Source organism: Oceanobacillus sp. FSL W7-1281, from assembly GCF_037969835.1.
In the GTDB taxonomy this organism is placed as follows: Bacteria; Bacillota; Bacilli; order Bacillales; family Amphibacillaceae; genus Oceanobacillus; species Oceanobacillus oncorhynchi.
On the sequence record NZ_CP150214.1, the window covers coordinates 1,997,563 to 2,014,495 of the forward strand.

The window sequence follows — 16,933 nt, forward strand, 5'->3', positions numbered from 1 at the left end:
ATTTTAATCAATTGTCAGCTCAAATAATAATGTGATACTACATTTAGAAAGGGAGTTCGACCATATGATAAATGAAGATAAAAAAATAAATGCAAATAGTAAAAATGAACAATTAGAATATTTTCGGAGTGCGGATAGCGAGGATAAAGAGCTGACCACGAATCAAGGTGTGAAACTATCAGAGGACGAGGAATCTTTAACAGCCGGGGAAAGAGGCCCTACCTTAATGGAAGATTTCCATTTCCGTGAAAAAATGACCCACTTCGATCATGAGCGAATCCCGGAACGTGTTGTGCACGCACGCGGCTTCTCTGCTCATGGAGAATTTGAGTTATATGAATCGATGAAACCTTATACGAAAGCAAAATTTCTGCAAAATCCGAATGTAAAAACCCCAGTCTTCACCCGTTTTTCTACGGTTGTCGGTTCACGCGGCTCTAAGGATACCCCCAGAGATGTTAGAGGATTTGCAACGAAATTCTATACAGAGGAAGGAAACTTTGACTTAGTTGCCAACAATTTTCCTATCTTTTTTATTCAAGATGGTATGAAATTTCCTGATGTTGTCCACGCCATCAAACCTGAGCCGCATAATGAAATGCCGCAAGCAAGCGGTGCTCATGATACTTTTTGGGATTGGGTTTCACAAAATCAGGAGAGTGCACACATGGTTATGTGGCTGATGAGTGATCGGGCGATTCCCAGAAGCTTTCGAATGATGGAAGGATTTGGTGTTCATGCGTTTCGATTTGTGAACGATGAGGGCAAAGCTCATTTTGTTAAGTTTCATTGGAAACCGGTATTAGGGACTCATTCCCTTGTGTGGGATGAAGCGGAAAAACTAGGCGGGAAAGATCCTGATTTTAACCGCCGTGATCTGTGGGAATCCATTAATATGGGGAATTATGCGGAATACGAGCTAGGTGTCCAAATTTTAGAAGAAAAAGAAGAGTTTAACTTTGATTTTGATATTCTTGATTCCACGAAACTTTGGCCGGAAGAGGATGTTCCTGTCCGTATTATTGGAAAAATGACCTTAAATCGAAATGTAGATAATGTTTTTGCAGAGAATGAACAAGTTGCTTTTCATGTGGGGAATGTTGTACCTGGAATCGACTTTACGAATGATCCGTTGCTGCAAACACGCTTATTTTCCTATACGGATACCCAGCTGCTCCGTCTTGGCGGCCCAAACTTTCATGAGATACCGATTAACCGCCCTGTTTGTCCGTTCCATAATAACCAGCGGGATGGGTTTCACAGACAAACGATCAATAAGGGGCAAGTCTCTTATCGAAATAATGCTTTAGCAGGTAATTCACCGCATATAGTAGATGAAAAGAATGGCGGGTTTGCCCACTATCAGGAAAAGATTGAGGGAAGAAAAATTCAATCCCGGAGTAAAAGCTTTGAAGACCACTTCAGTCAAGCCAAATTATTTTGGAATAGCATGAGTAATGCAGAAAAGCAGCATATTATTGATGGATTTAGTTTTGAAGTTGGAAAAGTACAGTATAAGCCGGTGCAACAAAAGATTGTCGATATGTTCGGTAAAGTGGATCACGGGCTGGCTGCTGCGATTGCACAAAAACTTGATGTGAGCGTACCGCCTGCAAATATTCAAAGCAAAGTAACTAAAGCATCGCCTGCATTAAGTCAGGAGAACACACCAAAGTTAGCAGAAACGCGTAAAACAGCTGTCATTATTTCAGATGGATTTAATGGGGCGGAGGTAAAAAAAGTTATTGAGAATCTGCAAGCAGCCAAGGTTCAAGTTGCGATATTAAGTGACAGACTGGGCTCTATCACAGCAGATGACAACAGTACACTTAAAGCGAAGCATACCTTTCTTACGGATTCGTCGGTTGCTTTTGATGCTGTGTATATTGCCGGAGGAATGAAAGCAGATAAAATGTTTGAGAAAAAGGCTAAAATGTTTATGCAGGAAGCCTTTGATCATTTCAAACCGATTGCTGTCTCGAACGAAGGGGAGCAGTGGTTTAAAGAAAAGCAATTACCAAGTAAAACGGGTGTTGTTATCAATAAGCAGCAGCCAGATGATTTTTCCAAGCAATTCATTGATGCAATTGCAGCGCATCGCTTCTGGGACAGAAGTATATTATAAGGAAGAAAAAGGGTTCTCTGCATGTAAGAGAGGCCTTTTTTTCTTTAATAAGTGTCGTGTAGCTGTGTTGCCAATTTGAATTATAAGGAATAAATATCCTCCAAAAATGATCTGACAGTAGCAAGTTCAAGCCTGGTACTTGTTGAATCATTTTCCTTAGCTGCCGCGATAAGATTGTTAATACTTTCATGCAATCCTTCATACTCATCCTCATCACCTATTAATTGGATTTTCCATTTGTGATTTTTGAAAATAGTTTTTAATTCTTCCGCTAGAGTCGTAATTTCATCCCATTTTGGTTCGTCTAAAGATTGTTCCAGCTGATCAATGTGGTCAAAGAAATAATTTCCTCCGACTTGATTTTCGCATCCGGAAAGGACGATGAATAAAAGCGTAAAAATGATTATTTGCTTCTTCATTTCTCATTCTCCTTATTTAATGAATTGTTATCTATAGTTTGTCCGATAATACTAATATATTACGTATTTTAGAAAGGTGAGGGATAGGAGATGCCTGAAATTGTATTGGTACTAATCCGTTCCATAGCTGCTTTCTTTTTATTATTTTTAATGGCGCGGATGATGGGAAAAAAGCAAATTTCACAGCTCACTTTTTTTGATTATTGTGTGGGAATTACTATCGGTTCCATAGCTGCTACGTTGTCAGTGGACCAGAATGTAAAAATTATTAATGGATTAGTGTCACTGACTATTTGGGGGTTTTTCCCGATTATTCTAGCGTACCTTGGGATGAAATCAATTATTTTTTCAAAGATAACAGATGGCAAAGCAACGATATTAATTCGAAATGGCGAGGTATTAGATAAGAATATGAAGAAGAGTCTAGTAACAATTAATGAGTTATTAATGCTATTAAGGGAAAAAGGAACGTTTAAAGTTTCTGATGTAGAAATGGCTGTTTTAGAAACAAATGGAGAGCTGAGTGTTATGTTGAAGACCAATCAACAGCCGGTTACTCCGCAGACATTAGGCGTTCCATTAGAACAGGAGCATGGTCCTGCCATCTTAATTATGGACGGTAAAATAATGAAAAAGAGTTTGGAGAATCTTGGTTACTCGAAGGAATGGTTAATAGGAGAAATCCAAAAGCAAGGAGCTGAAGAGGTAAGAGATGTTTTTTTAGCTCAAATTGATTCTCGCGGCAGCTTGTATGTTGATTTATATGAGGACCAATATACAAAAACGGAGGTAGAAGAAAGACCACTGCTAGCAGCTTCGCTAAAAAAAATACAGGCTGATTTAGAGGGGTTTTCACTACAGACAGATGATTCGGAAGCTAAGAAATTATATACTGAGCAAGCAGCTGAGGTTCAAAAAGTGCTGGATACGATCTTGCCTTATTTGAAGTGAATGAAAAAGAATTTTGATTAAATTATGAATTACTTGTTATACTCTTCTAAGTCGTATAATAATGATTTATCTCTTACATGTTCGTGATAACTTGTCAGTGGAGACTGTAAAGGAGCGGTTAACAATAGAAGGGAGGAAACGGCTAATGTCTATTGCCGAAAAAATAAGAAATGAAGGTATGGAAGAAGAAAAAATAAAAGTAGCTAAAAAGTTACTTCTGTTAAAAATAGATGAAGAACAAATAAAGGAAGCAACAGAACTAACAGCACAAGAAATAGAACAAATTAAGAAAGACCTATAGTCAAGATATGACGAAAAAGACATGGCATTTACTCACGAATATTTAGGAGTAAATGCCATGTTTTTTTATTACACATTAAGAAGTATAAAGAATTCAAGGAATAAAGTATAAGGGCAGTGCTTTGGATGGGGCGAGTAATCGCAGTACTTGCCCCACCTCCAATCCCAACTAAGGCATTCGCAAAAGGCTTGCACTCCAGAGTATAAGGGATTCTAAGAAAGCAAAATACGCTTTCAAGACTCTCTTTAACGAATGCCAAGTTTTCTTTAAAGCCGATTCATTTCATTCGTCTATCGCAAATATCTGTAATCTTTCAGTTAAGACTTTTTCTCTCAATATCATTTCTATAATATTTACTTCAATGAATATGCGGATAAAAAGGTTCATATACAGGATCGGTATAATATGGCGGTCTGATTTTAATCGACGGTGTTTTCCAGCTATAGTTCAAATAGTGCATTTCCAGCTTTTCTGCTTTATTTTCTAATAAGCGTTTGACCTTAGGGTAAAATTCAAATTCCAACTTACTGCCTCCTTCTGTAAAATTCTATGTTGTTTTACGGGGCGTATTTTACATATGCATGGGAAACGAAAGGGCCTAAATGCCGTATTGCTTCACATATGCAGCCGCCTAATCATAGCCTATGAAAAGGAGGGAGAGATCGTTATGAAAAACAAAAATAATGACCGGGATCTATCCTTATCAGAGGAAGCGCTAAAACAAATTCGGGCATACCAGCAATGGTTTGAAGAAAATAAAATAGAAGATCCTTATCCGTATTACCCGATATACGGTAAAATTACGCAATACGAAGAGGTGCCTCTTACACAACCGGAGCAAAGACAGTTGGTTCAGCCGGGCGTTGAAAAATTAATGGTGCCCAAACCGATTATTGAGAATCCCAATTATAAGGGCAGTGGGAAATTAAAAGGAAAGGTTGCGCTGATAACAGGTGGAGACAGCGGGATGGGCGCAGCGGCAGCAATTGCTTTTGCGAAAGAAGGCGCTGACGTTGCCATTGCCTATTTAAATGAGCACGAGGATGCTAACCGGACCAAAAGAAGGATCGAGGAGCTTGACCAGAAATGCTTATTATTACCAGGAGATTTACGTGAAAAAAAGCAGTGTGAACATATTGTTATGGAAACGATAAATCATTTTAATAAATTGGATGTACTATGTAACCATGTCGGGATTCAATTTCAGCAAAATGATGTGACTGAAATTACCGATGAACAATTTGATCAAACCTTCAAATTGAATATTTACTCGCATTTTTACACTACGAGAGCAGCACTGCCTCATTTAAAAGCGGGCAGCTCCATTATCGGAACGTCCTCTGTAGTTACTTATGCAGGAGAGCCTTTATTAATGGATTATGCGGCTACCAAAGGAGCTATTGTCGGATGGACACGTTCTTTAGCCAAAAACATTGCTAAACGACAGATTCGCGTCAATGCGATTGCCCCGGGACGAATTTGGACACCACTAATTCCAGCAAGCTTTTCTGCAGATGAAAATGCCTTGACTGGAGGGAATTTATTTGGCCGGATGGCTCAGCCTTTTGAAGTAGCGCCGACCTTTGTTTACCTGGCATCAGATGATTCCAGGCATGTCACTGGTCAAGTGCTTCATGTAGACGGGGGAGAATCCACCAATTCCTAAGCGTGGTGTATATAGAAGGAAGATATTAAAAATAAATTTAAAGGATATTGCGGTTTCGGATAATTTTTTCTTGAAAAAATGGAAAAACATAATCAAATTCCAAGTCCTTTAAAACGGTCAAGGTCCTGTAATCTCCAAGGTCTATGAACAATCACTTCAAATTAATGGGAGACATGAAATCTGTTTAGTTAAGAGCTCAAATAAGCTTACTTTCTAATTCATGAAGCCATCAAACCTTAAATGAGGCTTCATGAATATTCATTATTGATTTCCTTTACCGCCCCAATCGTCCCGCTGAGGATGTTCAAATGGTTTGTCTTGCTGCTGCTCATCTTGCGAAGTACCGCATCCAAACAACATTCCCGCAGAAAGGATGCAAGTAATCATACATATAGTCAGTTTTTTGAATTTCATTGCTATCACCTCACTTCAATGATAGGTATCCCATTTTAATGATTTCCTTTTTCTCTAATCTTATGCTTATAAAAATATCATGGAAAATAGAATGCAGTTTCGTTTTATGATTTTCGTCCAGCCCTTTGTGTACAGAAAACGATATTTTAATGAATGTGTACAATCTAACCGATTAAAAAGAACATAAATTATTTTATATCTAAATGAAAGGAGTGTTATTTATAACATGAAACAGACGTTGTTCTGAAAAAGTCCATTCCGCTTCCTATTAAGTAAGGGGAGAGGCTTAAAGAATGTTGCTCTGATATATAGCAATAACGACTCTAAATACTGGGACAAACACTCTGGTATAACTGCTGCATAAGAGGGGATACAGTCTAACCATGGCAAGTAAAGTTACAGCAGAATGGGGAATCATTCAATCTTCGGAATACGTCGAGATTTCATGCGTAGACGCACAAATAGCAAATTCCTTGCAAAGCAGTACCCAAATGGTGAGGACAGCCCGTCTGGGTGGTGACGCTAAAAGGAATAAATGAGGAGGGATATCAGCTGTAAGCAAGGAGCAGTTGATTTCTCAATTATGTTGTGGGTTTTCTAATTACTGAAAAGACGCCCCCAAAAACATCATGGAAAGGAATGAACAAGCTTGGCTAATTTAACAGAACGGCAAAGAAGGTTAGTAAATTTGTTAAACCAGTTATCACAAAATTTAGTTACGGCCAATAGCGCCAATGATAGCAATAATGACAGCACACTAAGTAATAACTTTTCCCTGAATTTACCAGGGTTTAGTCTCGATTCTAATAATAATCTAAATTTGGGTTTTGGTAACTGGGGAGGAGGAAAACCGACACCGCCCAGCACGCCGACGAACATTAGAGAAGTCCTGCTAGGCTTAGTAAACGAACAAGTGCAGGTCACTACTCCTTTTGACACAATCTCTGGAACGCTGCTTTCCGTTCAGGATGATTATGTTGTAATTATTGAAGCTTCTGGTGCACAGGCGCTGGTCCGAATTGAAAAAATTGAATTTGTCAGTAATTCGTAAAGGAGGAGTTTAAATGTTTCAAGCGACGTTTGCTGCTGAATTGGCAAATCGAATTGGATCAAGGGTCGAAGTAGCTACGGATAATAATTTGATCGAAGGTATTCTTTCCACAGTTACTGCAGATTTAGCCCTGGTTATCGATGTGACAAGCGGTTATGGAGATAATGTCAAAATATATATTTCAGTAGATGCAATCAACTTCGCCCGTTTTCCTTTAGCGGCGTAGAAAAGATTATTTCATGGAGAATAATCCGTGAAACTTTCACTGAATGAAGGTTCGTTATATGAGCTTCCCATTTTGGGAGAATAGAGGGATAAAAGATACCCTGGCTTGATAGCCGGGGTATTCTATTCCTTTTAATTATTTTAATGATACCCCAGAGTCTTATTTCGGCGTTATTTGTGACTAAAAATGGTGTCACACACTGTTTCGACCTATACTGCTGTAATATATTACTTTAATAAAATTGGAATTCGGAGGTTATTTTATGGTCAACCAGCCACATGGCGGAAGGTTAGTCTGCCGTGAGTTAACAGGAAAGGAAAGGGATGCAGCAACCGTAAATGCGAAAAAGCTTCCATTCATAACGGTGAATTCCTGGGTGCTTTCTGATATAGAACTGATTGGAACAGGGGGATTCAGTCCGCTGACCGGATTTATGGGGCAGGCTGATTATGAAAATGTTGTGGAGCATACACGTCTTGCGGACGGCACAATCTGGAGTATCCCGATTACATTGCCGGTAACAGAAGAGCAGGCTCGCCATTTTAACATTGGTGAACAAATCGCTCTTAAAGGGAAGGATGGCATCATTTATGGGACCATCACCTTGGAGGAGAAGTATGCCTACGATAAAAAGAAGGAAGCACTCCATATCTATGGGACAACGGATGCAGCACATCCAGGTGTGAAGAAAGTGTATGAAAAAGGAGCAGTTTATCTTAGCGGACCGATCACACTGCTTCAGCGTCCGGATCACAGCCAGTTTGCAGCGTATTATATGGATCCGGCCGAAACACGGCATATGTTTGCAGATTTGGGCTGGAAAACAATCGTAGGATTCCAGACACGTAATCCGGTGCACCGCGCCCATGAATATATTCAAAAGACTGCTCTTGAAGCAGTAGATGGACTGCTGTTGAACCCGCTTGTCGGCGAAACCAAGTCGGATGATATCCCGGCTGATGTGCGGATGGAAAGCTACGAAGTGATTTTGAAAAATTACTATGTAAAAGACCGTGTACGCCTTGTTATCTATCCAGCCGCCATGCGTTATGCAGGGCCGAAAGAAGCGATATTGCATGCCATTGTCCGCAAAAATTACGGCTGCACGCACTTCATTGTAGGGCGTGACCATGCCGGTGTCGGTGATTACTACGGAACGTACGATGCGCAACTGCTGATGGCACAATATGAAGAAGAACTCGGTATTCAGATTTTTCCATTTGAGCATGCGTTTTACTGTAAGGTTTGTGAAAATATGGCATCTGGAAAAACATGCCCGCACGGCAAGGAAAACCATGTCCATTTAAGCGGTACAAAGGTGCGTGAAATGCTCCGTAATGGCAAACGTCCGCCAAAAGAGTTTTCACGTCCTGAGGTTGCCGATGTACTAATTAAAGGAATGGAGCGAAAACAATAAATCATGTTCAAAAATACTCTTTTTGAACATGTATGAAAAGAGGGTCTGATACCCAATGACATTGGAAATGATGTTTGTTCTGATTTTACTTCTGGCCATGTTTGCTGCACTGGTTTTCGAAGCCGCCCGGCCAGACATGGTTATTTTTTCCGTGCTGGTTATATTGATGCTATCCGGCATATTGACAGCTGAGGAGGCGTTGAGCGGCTTTTCCAATGAAGGAATGCTGACAGTTGCGTTATTATTCATTGTTGCGGGTGTGATACAGAAAACCGGTTTAATCCATCAAATGATGGAAAAATGGCTGCGAAACAGCCGCAGTCGCAGGGGTTCAATGATGCGATTTTTTGTGCCGACGTCGGCATTTTCGGCTTTTTTGAATAATACACCGATTGTGGTGACCCTCACCCCCATTATTAAAAAATGGTGTGAAGACCGCGGAATCGCTCCATCAAAGTTTTTGATCCCATTGTCATATGCTACTATTCTGGGCGGGATGATAACGCTAATGGGAACGTCTACCAATCTTGTTATTCATGGTTTGCTGCTGGATTTTGGGTTGGAGGGGTTTTCGTTATTCACTTTAGCTGCCGTTGGTATTCCAGTCACGTTGGTCGGGCTCATTTATTTATTTACAATCGGATATAAATTGCTGCCGGATAACAAAGGCTTCAGCCAGAGACTGAAGGAAGAACCGAAGGAATATATTGCGGAAATGAAAGTAACAGAAGCTTTCGGGAAGCCTGGCAAGCGTGTAGAGCAAGTCGGCCTGCGAGATTTAAAAGGGCTTTATCTGATTGAGATTATCCGCGGGAAGGAACGGATTTCACCGGTCAGGTCCACAACGGTTATTCAAGTAGGGGACCGCTTGATTTTTACCGGCTTGATTTCAACCATTGCAGACCTGAAAAAGATAAAAGGGTTGGAGCTGGAAACAGGGACGAATATTGATCTGGATGATTTGAAGGATGGAACAATCAATTTAGTGGATGCTGTGGTTTCCGACCAGTCATCCCTTTTATCCAAGTCCATTAAACAGTCGCAGTTTCGTTCACGGTATGATGCTGGTGTCATTGCAGTACACCGGAATAATGAACGGATCAAGAGCAAAATTGGGGATATCGTTTTGAAGCCCGGAGATTCCTTATTGCTTTTGACCGGAACAGATTTTGTTGAGAAATACCAGCGGTCGAATGATTTTTTTGTTGTATCTTCGTTGGATACCCCCGCAGTCCTGAAACAGAGTGCAAAAAAAAGCTGGTTTTCCATTCTCATGCTGCTCGGGATGATTGGGGCAGTAACTCTTGGATGGCTCAGTATGTTTAAAGCGATGGCATTAGCTGTATTAGTATTTTTGGCTGCGAAAATTATTACACCTCAAGAAGCTAAAAAATATGTTCACTTCAATGTATTATTGCTGATTGCCAGTTCATTCGGGATTGGCGCAGCGATGAGAAAAACAGGACTGGCGGAATGGATCGCAGATGTCTTGTTGGACATTGGTAAGCCGTTGGGGCTGCTGATTATATTGTTTATGATCTATTTCTTGACAAATTTGTTCACAGAAATGGTAAGCAATAGCACAGCGGCTGTTATCATGCTTCCGATTGGAATGGAAATGGCACACACACTTCAAGTCGATCCAATGGGAATAGCTGTCCTTATTGCGATAGCCGCTTCGGCAAGTTTTGTTACACCAATCGGTTACCAGACAAATCTGATTGTATATGGCCCTGGCGGATATACGTTTACAGATTACGTAAAAGCAGGACTTCCGCTAAGTCTAATCGTCATGGTGACGTCTGTTTTGATTATTTATCAACAATGGTTTTAGGAGGAATTGTTTATGCCTGAATCAGAAAATATAAAATGGCATTATTCGAAAGTAACAAAAGAACATCGGAGGCGTTTGAATAACCATAAGAGTGCTGTAATATGGTTCACCGGGCTGTCAGGTTCCGGAAAATCGACTATTTCGGTTGAACTGGAAAAAGAATTGCATCACTTAGGTGTCCGGACTTATCGTTTGGACGGAGATAATATCCGCCATGGATTGAATAAAGACCTTGGCTTTAGGCCGGAAGAACGTAAAGAAAATATCCGCCGGATTGGGGAAGTATCCAAGCTGATGGCAGATGCCGGATTGGTTGTATTGACAGCATTCATCTCACCGTATCGTGCAGATCGTGATGATGTACGTAACCTGATGGAACATGGGGAATTTATTGAGGTATTTGTAGATGCAAGTATCGAAACATGTGAATTGCGTGATCCCAAAGGACTTTATAAAAAAGTACGTGCTGGTAAGCTTACAGGGTTTACTGGAATCGATGCACCTTATGAAGCTCCGGAGAAGCCGGAAATTACAGTGAGTACGGATGTAGAGAGTATAGAGAAATCGGTACAGACAATCATTTCTTATTTGAGAATGAAAGGATACCTCATCAGTGATTAATATAAACGGAGGACTGCGCTGGATATATCACTGGAAATCAACGGTCTTCTAAACAATTTAATAGTCTTGTTAATCTAGCTGATTAACCTCGCTAATCTTCCAGTATTTTTAATAGGATTGTACGTCATATGCAAAAATGGTCAGCATCTAATGAAAGGCTCTAACTATACGGACAGCAAATTTGGACCCGCAGCAGCTGCCTCTTTTATCTTTATTTAAACGTCTATCATGTACAGTCTACCAGTTTTTTCATAAATTGATTTAGAACCTATTTGAATGTAATGATGTCAGTAACTAAGCAGGGAATAAACGAACGTTGATACCTGTTTGAGGGAAATTCCTGTCATCCAAGTCATCAGTGGTGTTCCAATGTATCTATTATCCTGATGATAAAAACAATAGGCATTATTCCTGGAGGAGTGTTTAAATGTGTTTCAAAATACAACGATATTGATTACCGGAGGAACCGGTTCCTGGGGACATGAACTTGTCAAAAAGCTGCTTTCATTTCAACCGAAGGAAATAAGGATTTTTTCACGTAATGAATTTGCTCAGGTAAAAATGAAAAGAGAATTCTTGGATAATCCTTGCTTAAAATTTGTGATTGGAGATGTAAGAGATTTTGAAGCGGTAAATGAAGCAGCAAAAAATGTGGACTATCTATTCCATCTTTCCGCATTGAAGCATGTACCCATATGTGAAGAACAGCCTTTAGAAGCGTTAAAAACCAATGTAAACGGAACGGAGAATATCATCAAAGCAAGTTTAAACCAAAAAGTGAAGAAAGTCATTGACGTTTCCACAGATAAAGCAGTGGAACCAGTCAACTTTTATGGACTGACAAAAGCAATCGGGGAAAAATTAATCATTCAGGCTGACCAATTAAGCAATCATACGCGCTTTGTCTGTATCCGCGGAGGCAATGTTATTGGGACAAATGGCAGTGCGATTCCGTTTTTTAAAGAACAGATTGTCAAACATCACACCGTGCCGCTTACATCCAGAGAAATGACGCGTTTTTTCCTGACGGTTTCGCAAGCCATTGATTTACTGATATATGCTTCCGAAAAAGCAGTTGGCGGGGAAATATTTGTTATGAAAATGAAAGCATGTGAGATTGTCGATTTAATTGGTGTTCTGGAAAAACACTTTGCTGAAAAAGCAATTCATATGAAGGAAATTGGCATTCGACCAGGTGAGAAAATCCATGAAGTATTAGTGTCAAATTCGGAATCCCGGAACGCTTATAAATATGATGAAAATTACTATGTTATTTTGCCAGACAATGCTTCCGAAGAGGTGAAGAAAAGGTATGCCGGCTTACCAAAGGCAGGCTTCACCCGATACCAATCAGATGATGAATTAATGTCATTCAGTGAAATTGAACAAATTCTTATCAAGGCAAATGTTATTACAGTGTAAGTTCTTTATTAATACAACAATCTGGAAAGAGGTACAAAAGGAATGGAACATATTCAAAAACACTAATTTTAGGGATGGATCTGGGACAGCCCCCAGAAAAAATGAAAAATAGTGAGCTCTCCTGTAAAGGAAGACTCACTATTTTTTTGATGGGTTTTTAAAATAAAAGCTAACGTAAGGCCTTATAATATGCTCGTTATCTGGCGGGTTAATTGCTCTGCCCGATGAGCGGTTGAATGATGATTATGAACAAAGCACCAGCCAGATTCGGCTATTTGTTCCCGTTCTTTCGGATGTTGCAGATAGTATGCCGCTTTTTCCGAAAAGTTTTCCTCGTTTATATCCACAAAATGCTTTCCCGGTATCAAGCCAATCTCCTCAAGCTCTGGTAAGGTCGGCGCCATTAACAAGGTGCGGCACGCCGGCACCTCAAAATATTTAAAAGTCACAACCTGACGTACGGAGCCGCAGGCAAAAAATAATTTCGCCTGATTGATGGTCCTGGCATAATTTTCGCCAATTAATGATTGCTCCGCCTGTTCGCTTGTAAAATCTCGCCATCCCGGGTGAGGACGATGATAAAAATGAGGACTTTCTTGATAATGCTGTAATATCTTTTCTCTTAACGGGTAGATTTGCGGAAAAGAAACCTCTCCCAGCATCATTAAATCAATTGCTTTTACACTGCCATAGTTTTTAAAGATGGAGGTATTCGCGAATTGTGGGAGAAAAAACACCTGATGCTGTTTTTGGTGAGGGTAATGCTGGTAAAAATTATGCCGGCATATGACAAAGAATGTCTTGATTTGATTACGCACTATAAATCTTCTTCTTTGTTCCACAAAACGATGTGCATCATTTACCATCAGACCTGCAGGCGTGTCAATATCAGCTAAGCCTGTAACAACAGGGGCAAATGTTTTCCCTACATCATTTATAATTAAAATAAAATCCGGTTTGTCAGGGACCCTGCGTAATATTTTATTGATTGGTCCAGATTTTCGATACACCATCAAATTTGTTATTTTTGCTAATTCCTGCTCCAAAGCAGCATAATTATTATTTGTAAAGTGAGAAGTATCAGCTGCGATCAATAATAACTTTAGCATTGGTTCATCACACCTTCCTGAAGTAAAAACGCCTTCTGTGCTTAGAAGGCGTTTTGAGCTAGCTTTTTTATTATGGAGAAAAGCAGCAGACTAAGTTCGCGACGTCCTGGGACTGGGACTGGGATTACTCGCCCCATCGAAAAGAGCTGTGTGTAAAAAACTTCCACTGAATGAAGTTTCGCTTTATTTATACCCGAGTTTTGATAAAGTCTTATCAAAAGCTTTACTGATTTGCTGCTTCTGTGCTTGGCTTAAAACCGATTTCCATTTATTTGCCTTGCCTTCTCTTACAAAAGGCAGCGCAGGATTGGTAAATTGTGAAGACCCATTTAAATGCTCTTTTTGTTTTTGTTCCAATGCTTTCATATTATCGAAAGAAGCCCAATGGACTGCTTCATTGATTTCTTGTTCGGTTCTGTCTAAGTGTAAAAAGTTTATTATCCTTTTAGCTTCTTTCGCCGCGTCTGCAAGAAGATCTTCATATTTCACAAGCAGAAAGCCGTTTTTGACCTTCTCCTGATTATCGAGCCAGCTGTCTGTCTGCGTGTCCCACGATCCAGGCGCAATATCCCCATTCATAAAAGCTGCAAAAAAAGTATCAAAATCACGACTTTCTCCATGATATTTCTGGAAATGATGATAATAGGAAATGACAACATCCCTTGGATCCCTTACCAGGTAAATCACTTTAGGATAGGATGGGTCATAACTGTCATGGCTCCATACAAGGTGTGGAGAGGGCAAGTTTTCGATTGGTTCACTTGATGCGTTTTGAATCATCGCTCCTTTTGTGGCCCAGTCCATTTTTTTTTGATATAACAATGTGGCGACGAGAAATAACAAGAAGTTATTCCCGGATTTTGGATAGGCTACAAGACAAATATCGTCTTTTTGACATATATATGTTTGATTCGTTGACATGAGGTTATCATCCTTTCTGTTCATCCGTTTTATTCGGCTGAACATCTAATGAGATTGTATCCGGGTTCTCCGGATCAAATATTTCATTGGCCCAAAACAAAACAATTATTTCTTCTTCCGTTATGTTTTCAATGGAATGGGTGTACCCTGGAGGGATGTCTACTATTTCAATATTTTGACCTGTAACTTGATAGGTGAGCTGGTTGTCCGAATCAATCTTCCTTAATTTAATGCGTGCTTCTCCTTTAATAACACAAAATTTTTCTACTTTTGTATGGTGATAATGGTTTCCTCTTATAACACCCTGACGTGATGTGGATATAAAAACCTGCCCGGCCTGGTTTGATTTGATTAATTCAACTAAGCTTCCTCGTTCGTCCTGATGGACAGGTAATGCATAGGCTAAGTTATCCGCTTCTAAATAAGACAGATAGGTCGTATAAAGGTATTTTGTGAATGTATCAGACAGGTCAGGGATAATCAGAGATTCTCGTACGTTCTTTATTTCATAAAGCTTTTGAGCGAGCTCACCTACCGTCGTTTGGAAGGTCTGGTTAATATGGTTATAGAGCAGCTTATCCTGTTTTTTCTGATCAAGACAAGCTATAAAACTGTCTATGACATCATCAATATATACGAGGTCAAGCTTTTTATCAGCGTCATGGATTTCAATCTCTTTATCATGGGAAATTTCATGACAGAAGGTAGCGACCACCGAGTTATAATGCGGCCTGCACCATTTGCCGAAGACACCTGGCAAACGGTAAATGCACACATCTGCACCAGTCTCTATACGATAATTTTGAAGCACTTCTTCTGCAGCTTTTTTACTCAAACCATAAGGTGTATTCCCCTCTGCTTGAATGGATGAGGTAAAAATTATTTTCGGTGTTTTATGATGTTTTTTTAAATAGCTGACAATGGATTCGGTCAATCCTCTATTAACACTAGCAAACGCATCGCTATTTTGGGGTCTGTTCACTCCCGCCAAATGATAGATGATATCCGAATCGTTTAAATACGCATGCAGCAGTGACAGGTCGTCCCCATGATGATATTGCTTGAGAGAAACACCTTTTTCCCTCTGTAATCTATCAACCAGATTCTTGCCAATAAATCCGCCTGCACCGGTTACGGTTACGTTTATCATGTTTATATTCCTCCTGTTTCTATTACCCACGCAATGGTCCAATTGGTAACAGCTGGACGATTGTTCAACACTTTTAAATACTTTTCTACATATTATGGAGTACGCTGCGAAATGTGAAAAAATAGGGCATAGGCAAGGTTGTTAATTGAAAAAGAGGGGATGTATATATGGCAGATTTATCTATTCATACAAAGGATTGGCTTAAAAAAATAACGCCAATAGCAGATATACATGATTTTTATAAGGAGTTCTATACAGACGAAACGGTAACATATACGCTTCCAAAAGGAGATTCACCGGAATGGGTCGACTGGGTAAAGCCGCCAATGTTTGGAGAGCGTCATAAGTTTGACAAAGCTTATGTTTCAAAGATAAAAAATGGAAGTGTATGGATGTGCGACAAAGGGGAGGGCATGGTTTATACACTGGCCCCTGACAACACGTACTTTCACGATATGGTTTTTCATTTATATTGGAATTATTTTGAGAAGATTGCAGTTAACTCCATTCCTTCCGCTTCCCCTTATGAGGGAACATTGGGGGTTTTAGCTTGGGCCGGCCATAACAATTACTGGCATTGGCTGCATGATACGCTGGGACGCTATCATTTACTGCAGCTCAGCGGAGTTAAGATAGATAAATATGTGCTTCCTCCTCTGACATTGCCATTTCAGCGGGAGACCATCCGAATACTCGGCATTCCAGAGGAAAAAATCTTACAGCTTACACCGGGAACGCATGTGAAAGCAGAACAGCTGATTTTGCCATCTGTGCCATTCAATGCAGGAACTTGTGTGAAATGGACAATTGAATTTCTCCGAAGCGCATTATTGAAGAAGGATTCCTATCGCCCTGGAAATCCCGAAAAGCGAATCTATATCAGCCGGGAGGATGCTTCGTGGAGAAAGGTTGCCAATGAAGGAAAGCTTTTGGAGCTTTTGACTAGAAAAGGATTCAAAAAAATTGTATTGAGTACGTTGACGGTAGAGGAGCAAATTGCTCTCTTTTCCTCGGCCGACGTAATCATAAGTCCAAACGGTGCCGGACTTGCAAACCTTATGTTTTGTCAGCCGCGGACAAAAATCATTCAATTATTTACAGCTACATCAGACGAATTTATAAAAATTGGACAATACCTGGATTTGGATTATCGTTTTTTGAAGTGCAGGAATGCCAATCCCGTCTCCACAGAGCATGAAGTTATCAAAAACCTCGTGGTGGATGTGAAAAAAATAGCTGAGATTTTGAAGGAGGAAGGGATAGATTAGTAAGGAGTATTTCAAAAATGCAGGCGCTCAGAGAAGCA

At 40.0% G+C, this 16,933-nt stretch carries 17 protein-coding genes; 11 read left to right on the forward strand and 6 right to left on the reverse strand.

The genetic code is table 11. The features are described from left to right. Positions 1-64: 64 nt before the first annotated feature. Positions 65-2,125: a catalase gene (locus MKX55_RS10000; RefSeq protein ID WP_339237916.1), complete on the forward strand. Its 2,061-nt coding sequence runs from the start codon at positions 65-67 to the stop codon at positions 2,123-2,125. Between the two features lie 80 nt (positions 2,126-2,205). On the opposite strand, the gene MKX55_RS10005 is transcribed toward MKX55_RS10000, so the two are convergent. Continuing rightward, positions 2,206-2,544 (reverse strand): DUF4363 family protein, encoded by a 339-nt coding sequence (locus tag MKX55_RS10005; RefSeq protein ID WP_042533620.1) that lies wholly within the window; start codon positions 2,542-2,544, stop codon positions 2,206-2,208. Between the two features lie 90 nt (positions 2,545-2,634). Here MKX55_RS10005 and MKX55_RS10010 point away from each other — a divergent pair, with 90 nt between their 5' ends. After that, the gene (locus tag MKX55_RS10010) at positions 2,635-3,495 is read left to right on the forward strand and encodes a DUF421 domain-containing protein (protein WP_042533621.1); all 861 of its coding nucleotides are present in this window, start codon (positions 2,635-2,637) and stop codon (positions 3,493-3,495) included. 145 nt (positions 3,496-3,640) lie between these two features. Continuing rightward, positions 3,641-3,796, forward strand: a complete 156-nt coding sequence (locus MKX55_RS10015; protein WP_175297050.1) for a hypothetical protein — start codon at positions 3,641-3,643, stop codon at positions 3,794-3,796. A 358-nt stretch (positions 3,797-4,154) separates the two neighbouring features. Here MKX55_RS10015 and MKX55_RS10020 read toward each other — a convergent pair whose 3' ends face one another. Next, positions 4,155-4,319 (reverse strand): hypothetical protein, encoded by a 165-nt coding sequence (locus tag MKX55_RS10020; protein ID WP_175297051.1) that lies wholly within the window; start codon positions 4,317-4,319, stop codon positions 4,155-4,157. A gap of 144 nt (positions 4,320-4,463) precedes the next feature. Between MKX55_RS10020 and MKX55_RS10025 the strand changes: the two genes are divergently transcribed. Further along, positions 4,464-5,462, forward strand: coding sequence for an SDR family oxidoreductase (locus MKX55_RS10025; RefSeq protein WP_042533622.1), 999 nt, complete (start codon positions 4,464-4,466; stop codon positions 5,460-5,462). Positions 5,463-5,723: 261 nt separating this feature from the next. On the opposite strand, the gene MKX55_RS10030 is transcribed toward MKX55_RS10025, so the two are convergent. After that, the gene (locus MKX55_RS10030) at positions 5,724-5,876 is read right to left on the reverse strand and encodes a hypothetical protein (protein WP_175297052.1); all 153 of its coding nucleotides are present in this window, start codon (positions 5,874-5,876) and stop codon (positions 5,724-5,726) included. Positions 5,877-6,525: 649 nt separating this feature from the next. On the opposite strand from MKX55_RS10030, the gene MKX55_RS10035 reads away from it, so the two are divergent. The 6 genes from MKX55_RS10035 (at position 6,526) to MKX55_RS10060 (ending at position 12,447) form a co-directional block, all read left to right on the forward strand. Next, complete coding sequence (locus MKX55_RS10035) at positions 6,526-6,927, forward strand: DUF2642 domain-containing protein (RefSeq protein WP_042533623.1); 402 nt, start codon at positions 6,526-6,528, stop codon at positions 6,925-6,927. Positions 6,928-6,940: 13 nt separating this feature from the next. Continuing rightward, positions 6,941-7,153: a hypothetical protein gene (locus MKX55_RS10040; RefSeq protein WP_042533624.1), complete on the forward strand. Its 213-nt coding sequence runs from the start codon at positions 6,941-6,943 to the stop codon at positions 7,151-7,153. Positions 7,154-7,415: 262 nt separating this feature from the next. Next, positions 7,416-8,570: a sulfate adenylyltransferase gene (gene sat, locus MKX55_RS10045; RefSeq protein ID WP_339237922.1), complete on the forward strand. Its 1,155-nt coding sequence runs from the start codon at positions 7,416-7,418 to the stop codon at positions 8,568-8,570. Positions 8,571-8,625: 55 nt separating this feature from the next. Continuing rightward, positions 8,626-10,404, forward strand: coding sequence for an SLC13 family permease (locus tag MKX55_RS10050; RefSeq protein WP_339237924.1), 1,779 nt, complete (start codon positions 8,626-8,628; stop codon positions 10,402-10,404). Between the two features lie 12 nt (positions 10,405-10,416). Then, positions 10,417-11,025 (forward strand): adenylyl-sulfate kinase, encoded by a 609-nt coding sequence (cysC, locus tag MKX55_RS10055; protein WP_339184542.1) that lies wholly within the window; start codon positions 10,417-10,419, stop codon positions 11,023-11,025. A gap of 429 nt (positions 11,026-11,454) precedes the next feature. Continuing rightward, positions 11,455-12,447, forward strand: coding sequence for a polysaccharide biosynthesis protein (locus MKX55_RS10060; RefSeq protein WP_339237926.1), 993 nt, complete (start codon positions 11,455-11,457; stop codon positions 12,445-12,447). 182 nt (positions 12,448-12,629) lie between these two features. Here MKX55_RS10060 and MKX55_RS10065 read toward each other — a convergent pair whose 3' ends face one another. The 3 genes from MKX55_RS10065 to MKX55_RS10075 form a co-directional block, all read right to left on the reverse strand. After that, positions 12,630-13,556: a glycosyltransferase gene (locus tag MKX55_RS10065; protein WP_339237928.1), complete on the reverse strand. Its 927-nt coding sequence runs from the start codon at positions 13,554-13,556 to the stop codon at positions 12,630-12,632. Positions 13,557-13,739: 183 nt separating this feature from the next. Next, complete coding sequence (locus MKX55_RS10070; protein WP_339237930.1) at positions 13,740-14,477, reverse strand: sulfotransferase domain-containing protein; 738 nt, start codon at positions 14,475-14,477, stop codon at positions 13,740-13,742. A 7-nt stretch (positions 14,478-14,484) separates the two neighbouring features. Then, positions 14,485-15,627 carry an NAD-dependent epimerase/dehydratase family protein gene (locus MKX55_RS10075; RefSeq protein WP_339237932.1) on the reverse strand — a complete coding sequence of 381 codons (1,143 nt, stop codon included), beginning with the start codon at positions 15,625-15,627 and terminating at the stop codon, positions 14,485-14,487. Positions 15,628-15,794: 167 nt separating this feature from the next. On the opposite strand from MKX55_RS10075, the gene MKX55_RS10080 reads away from it, so the two are divergent. After that, positions 15,795-16,895: a glycosyltransferase family 61 protein gene (locus tag MKX55_RS10080; protein ID WP_339237934.1), complete on the forward strand. Its 1,101-nt coding sequence runs from the start codon at positions 15,795-15,797 to the stop codon at positions 16,893-16,895. Positions 16,896-16,933: the final 38 nt, after the last annotated feature.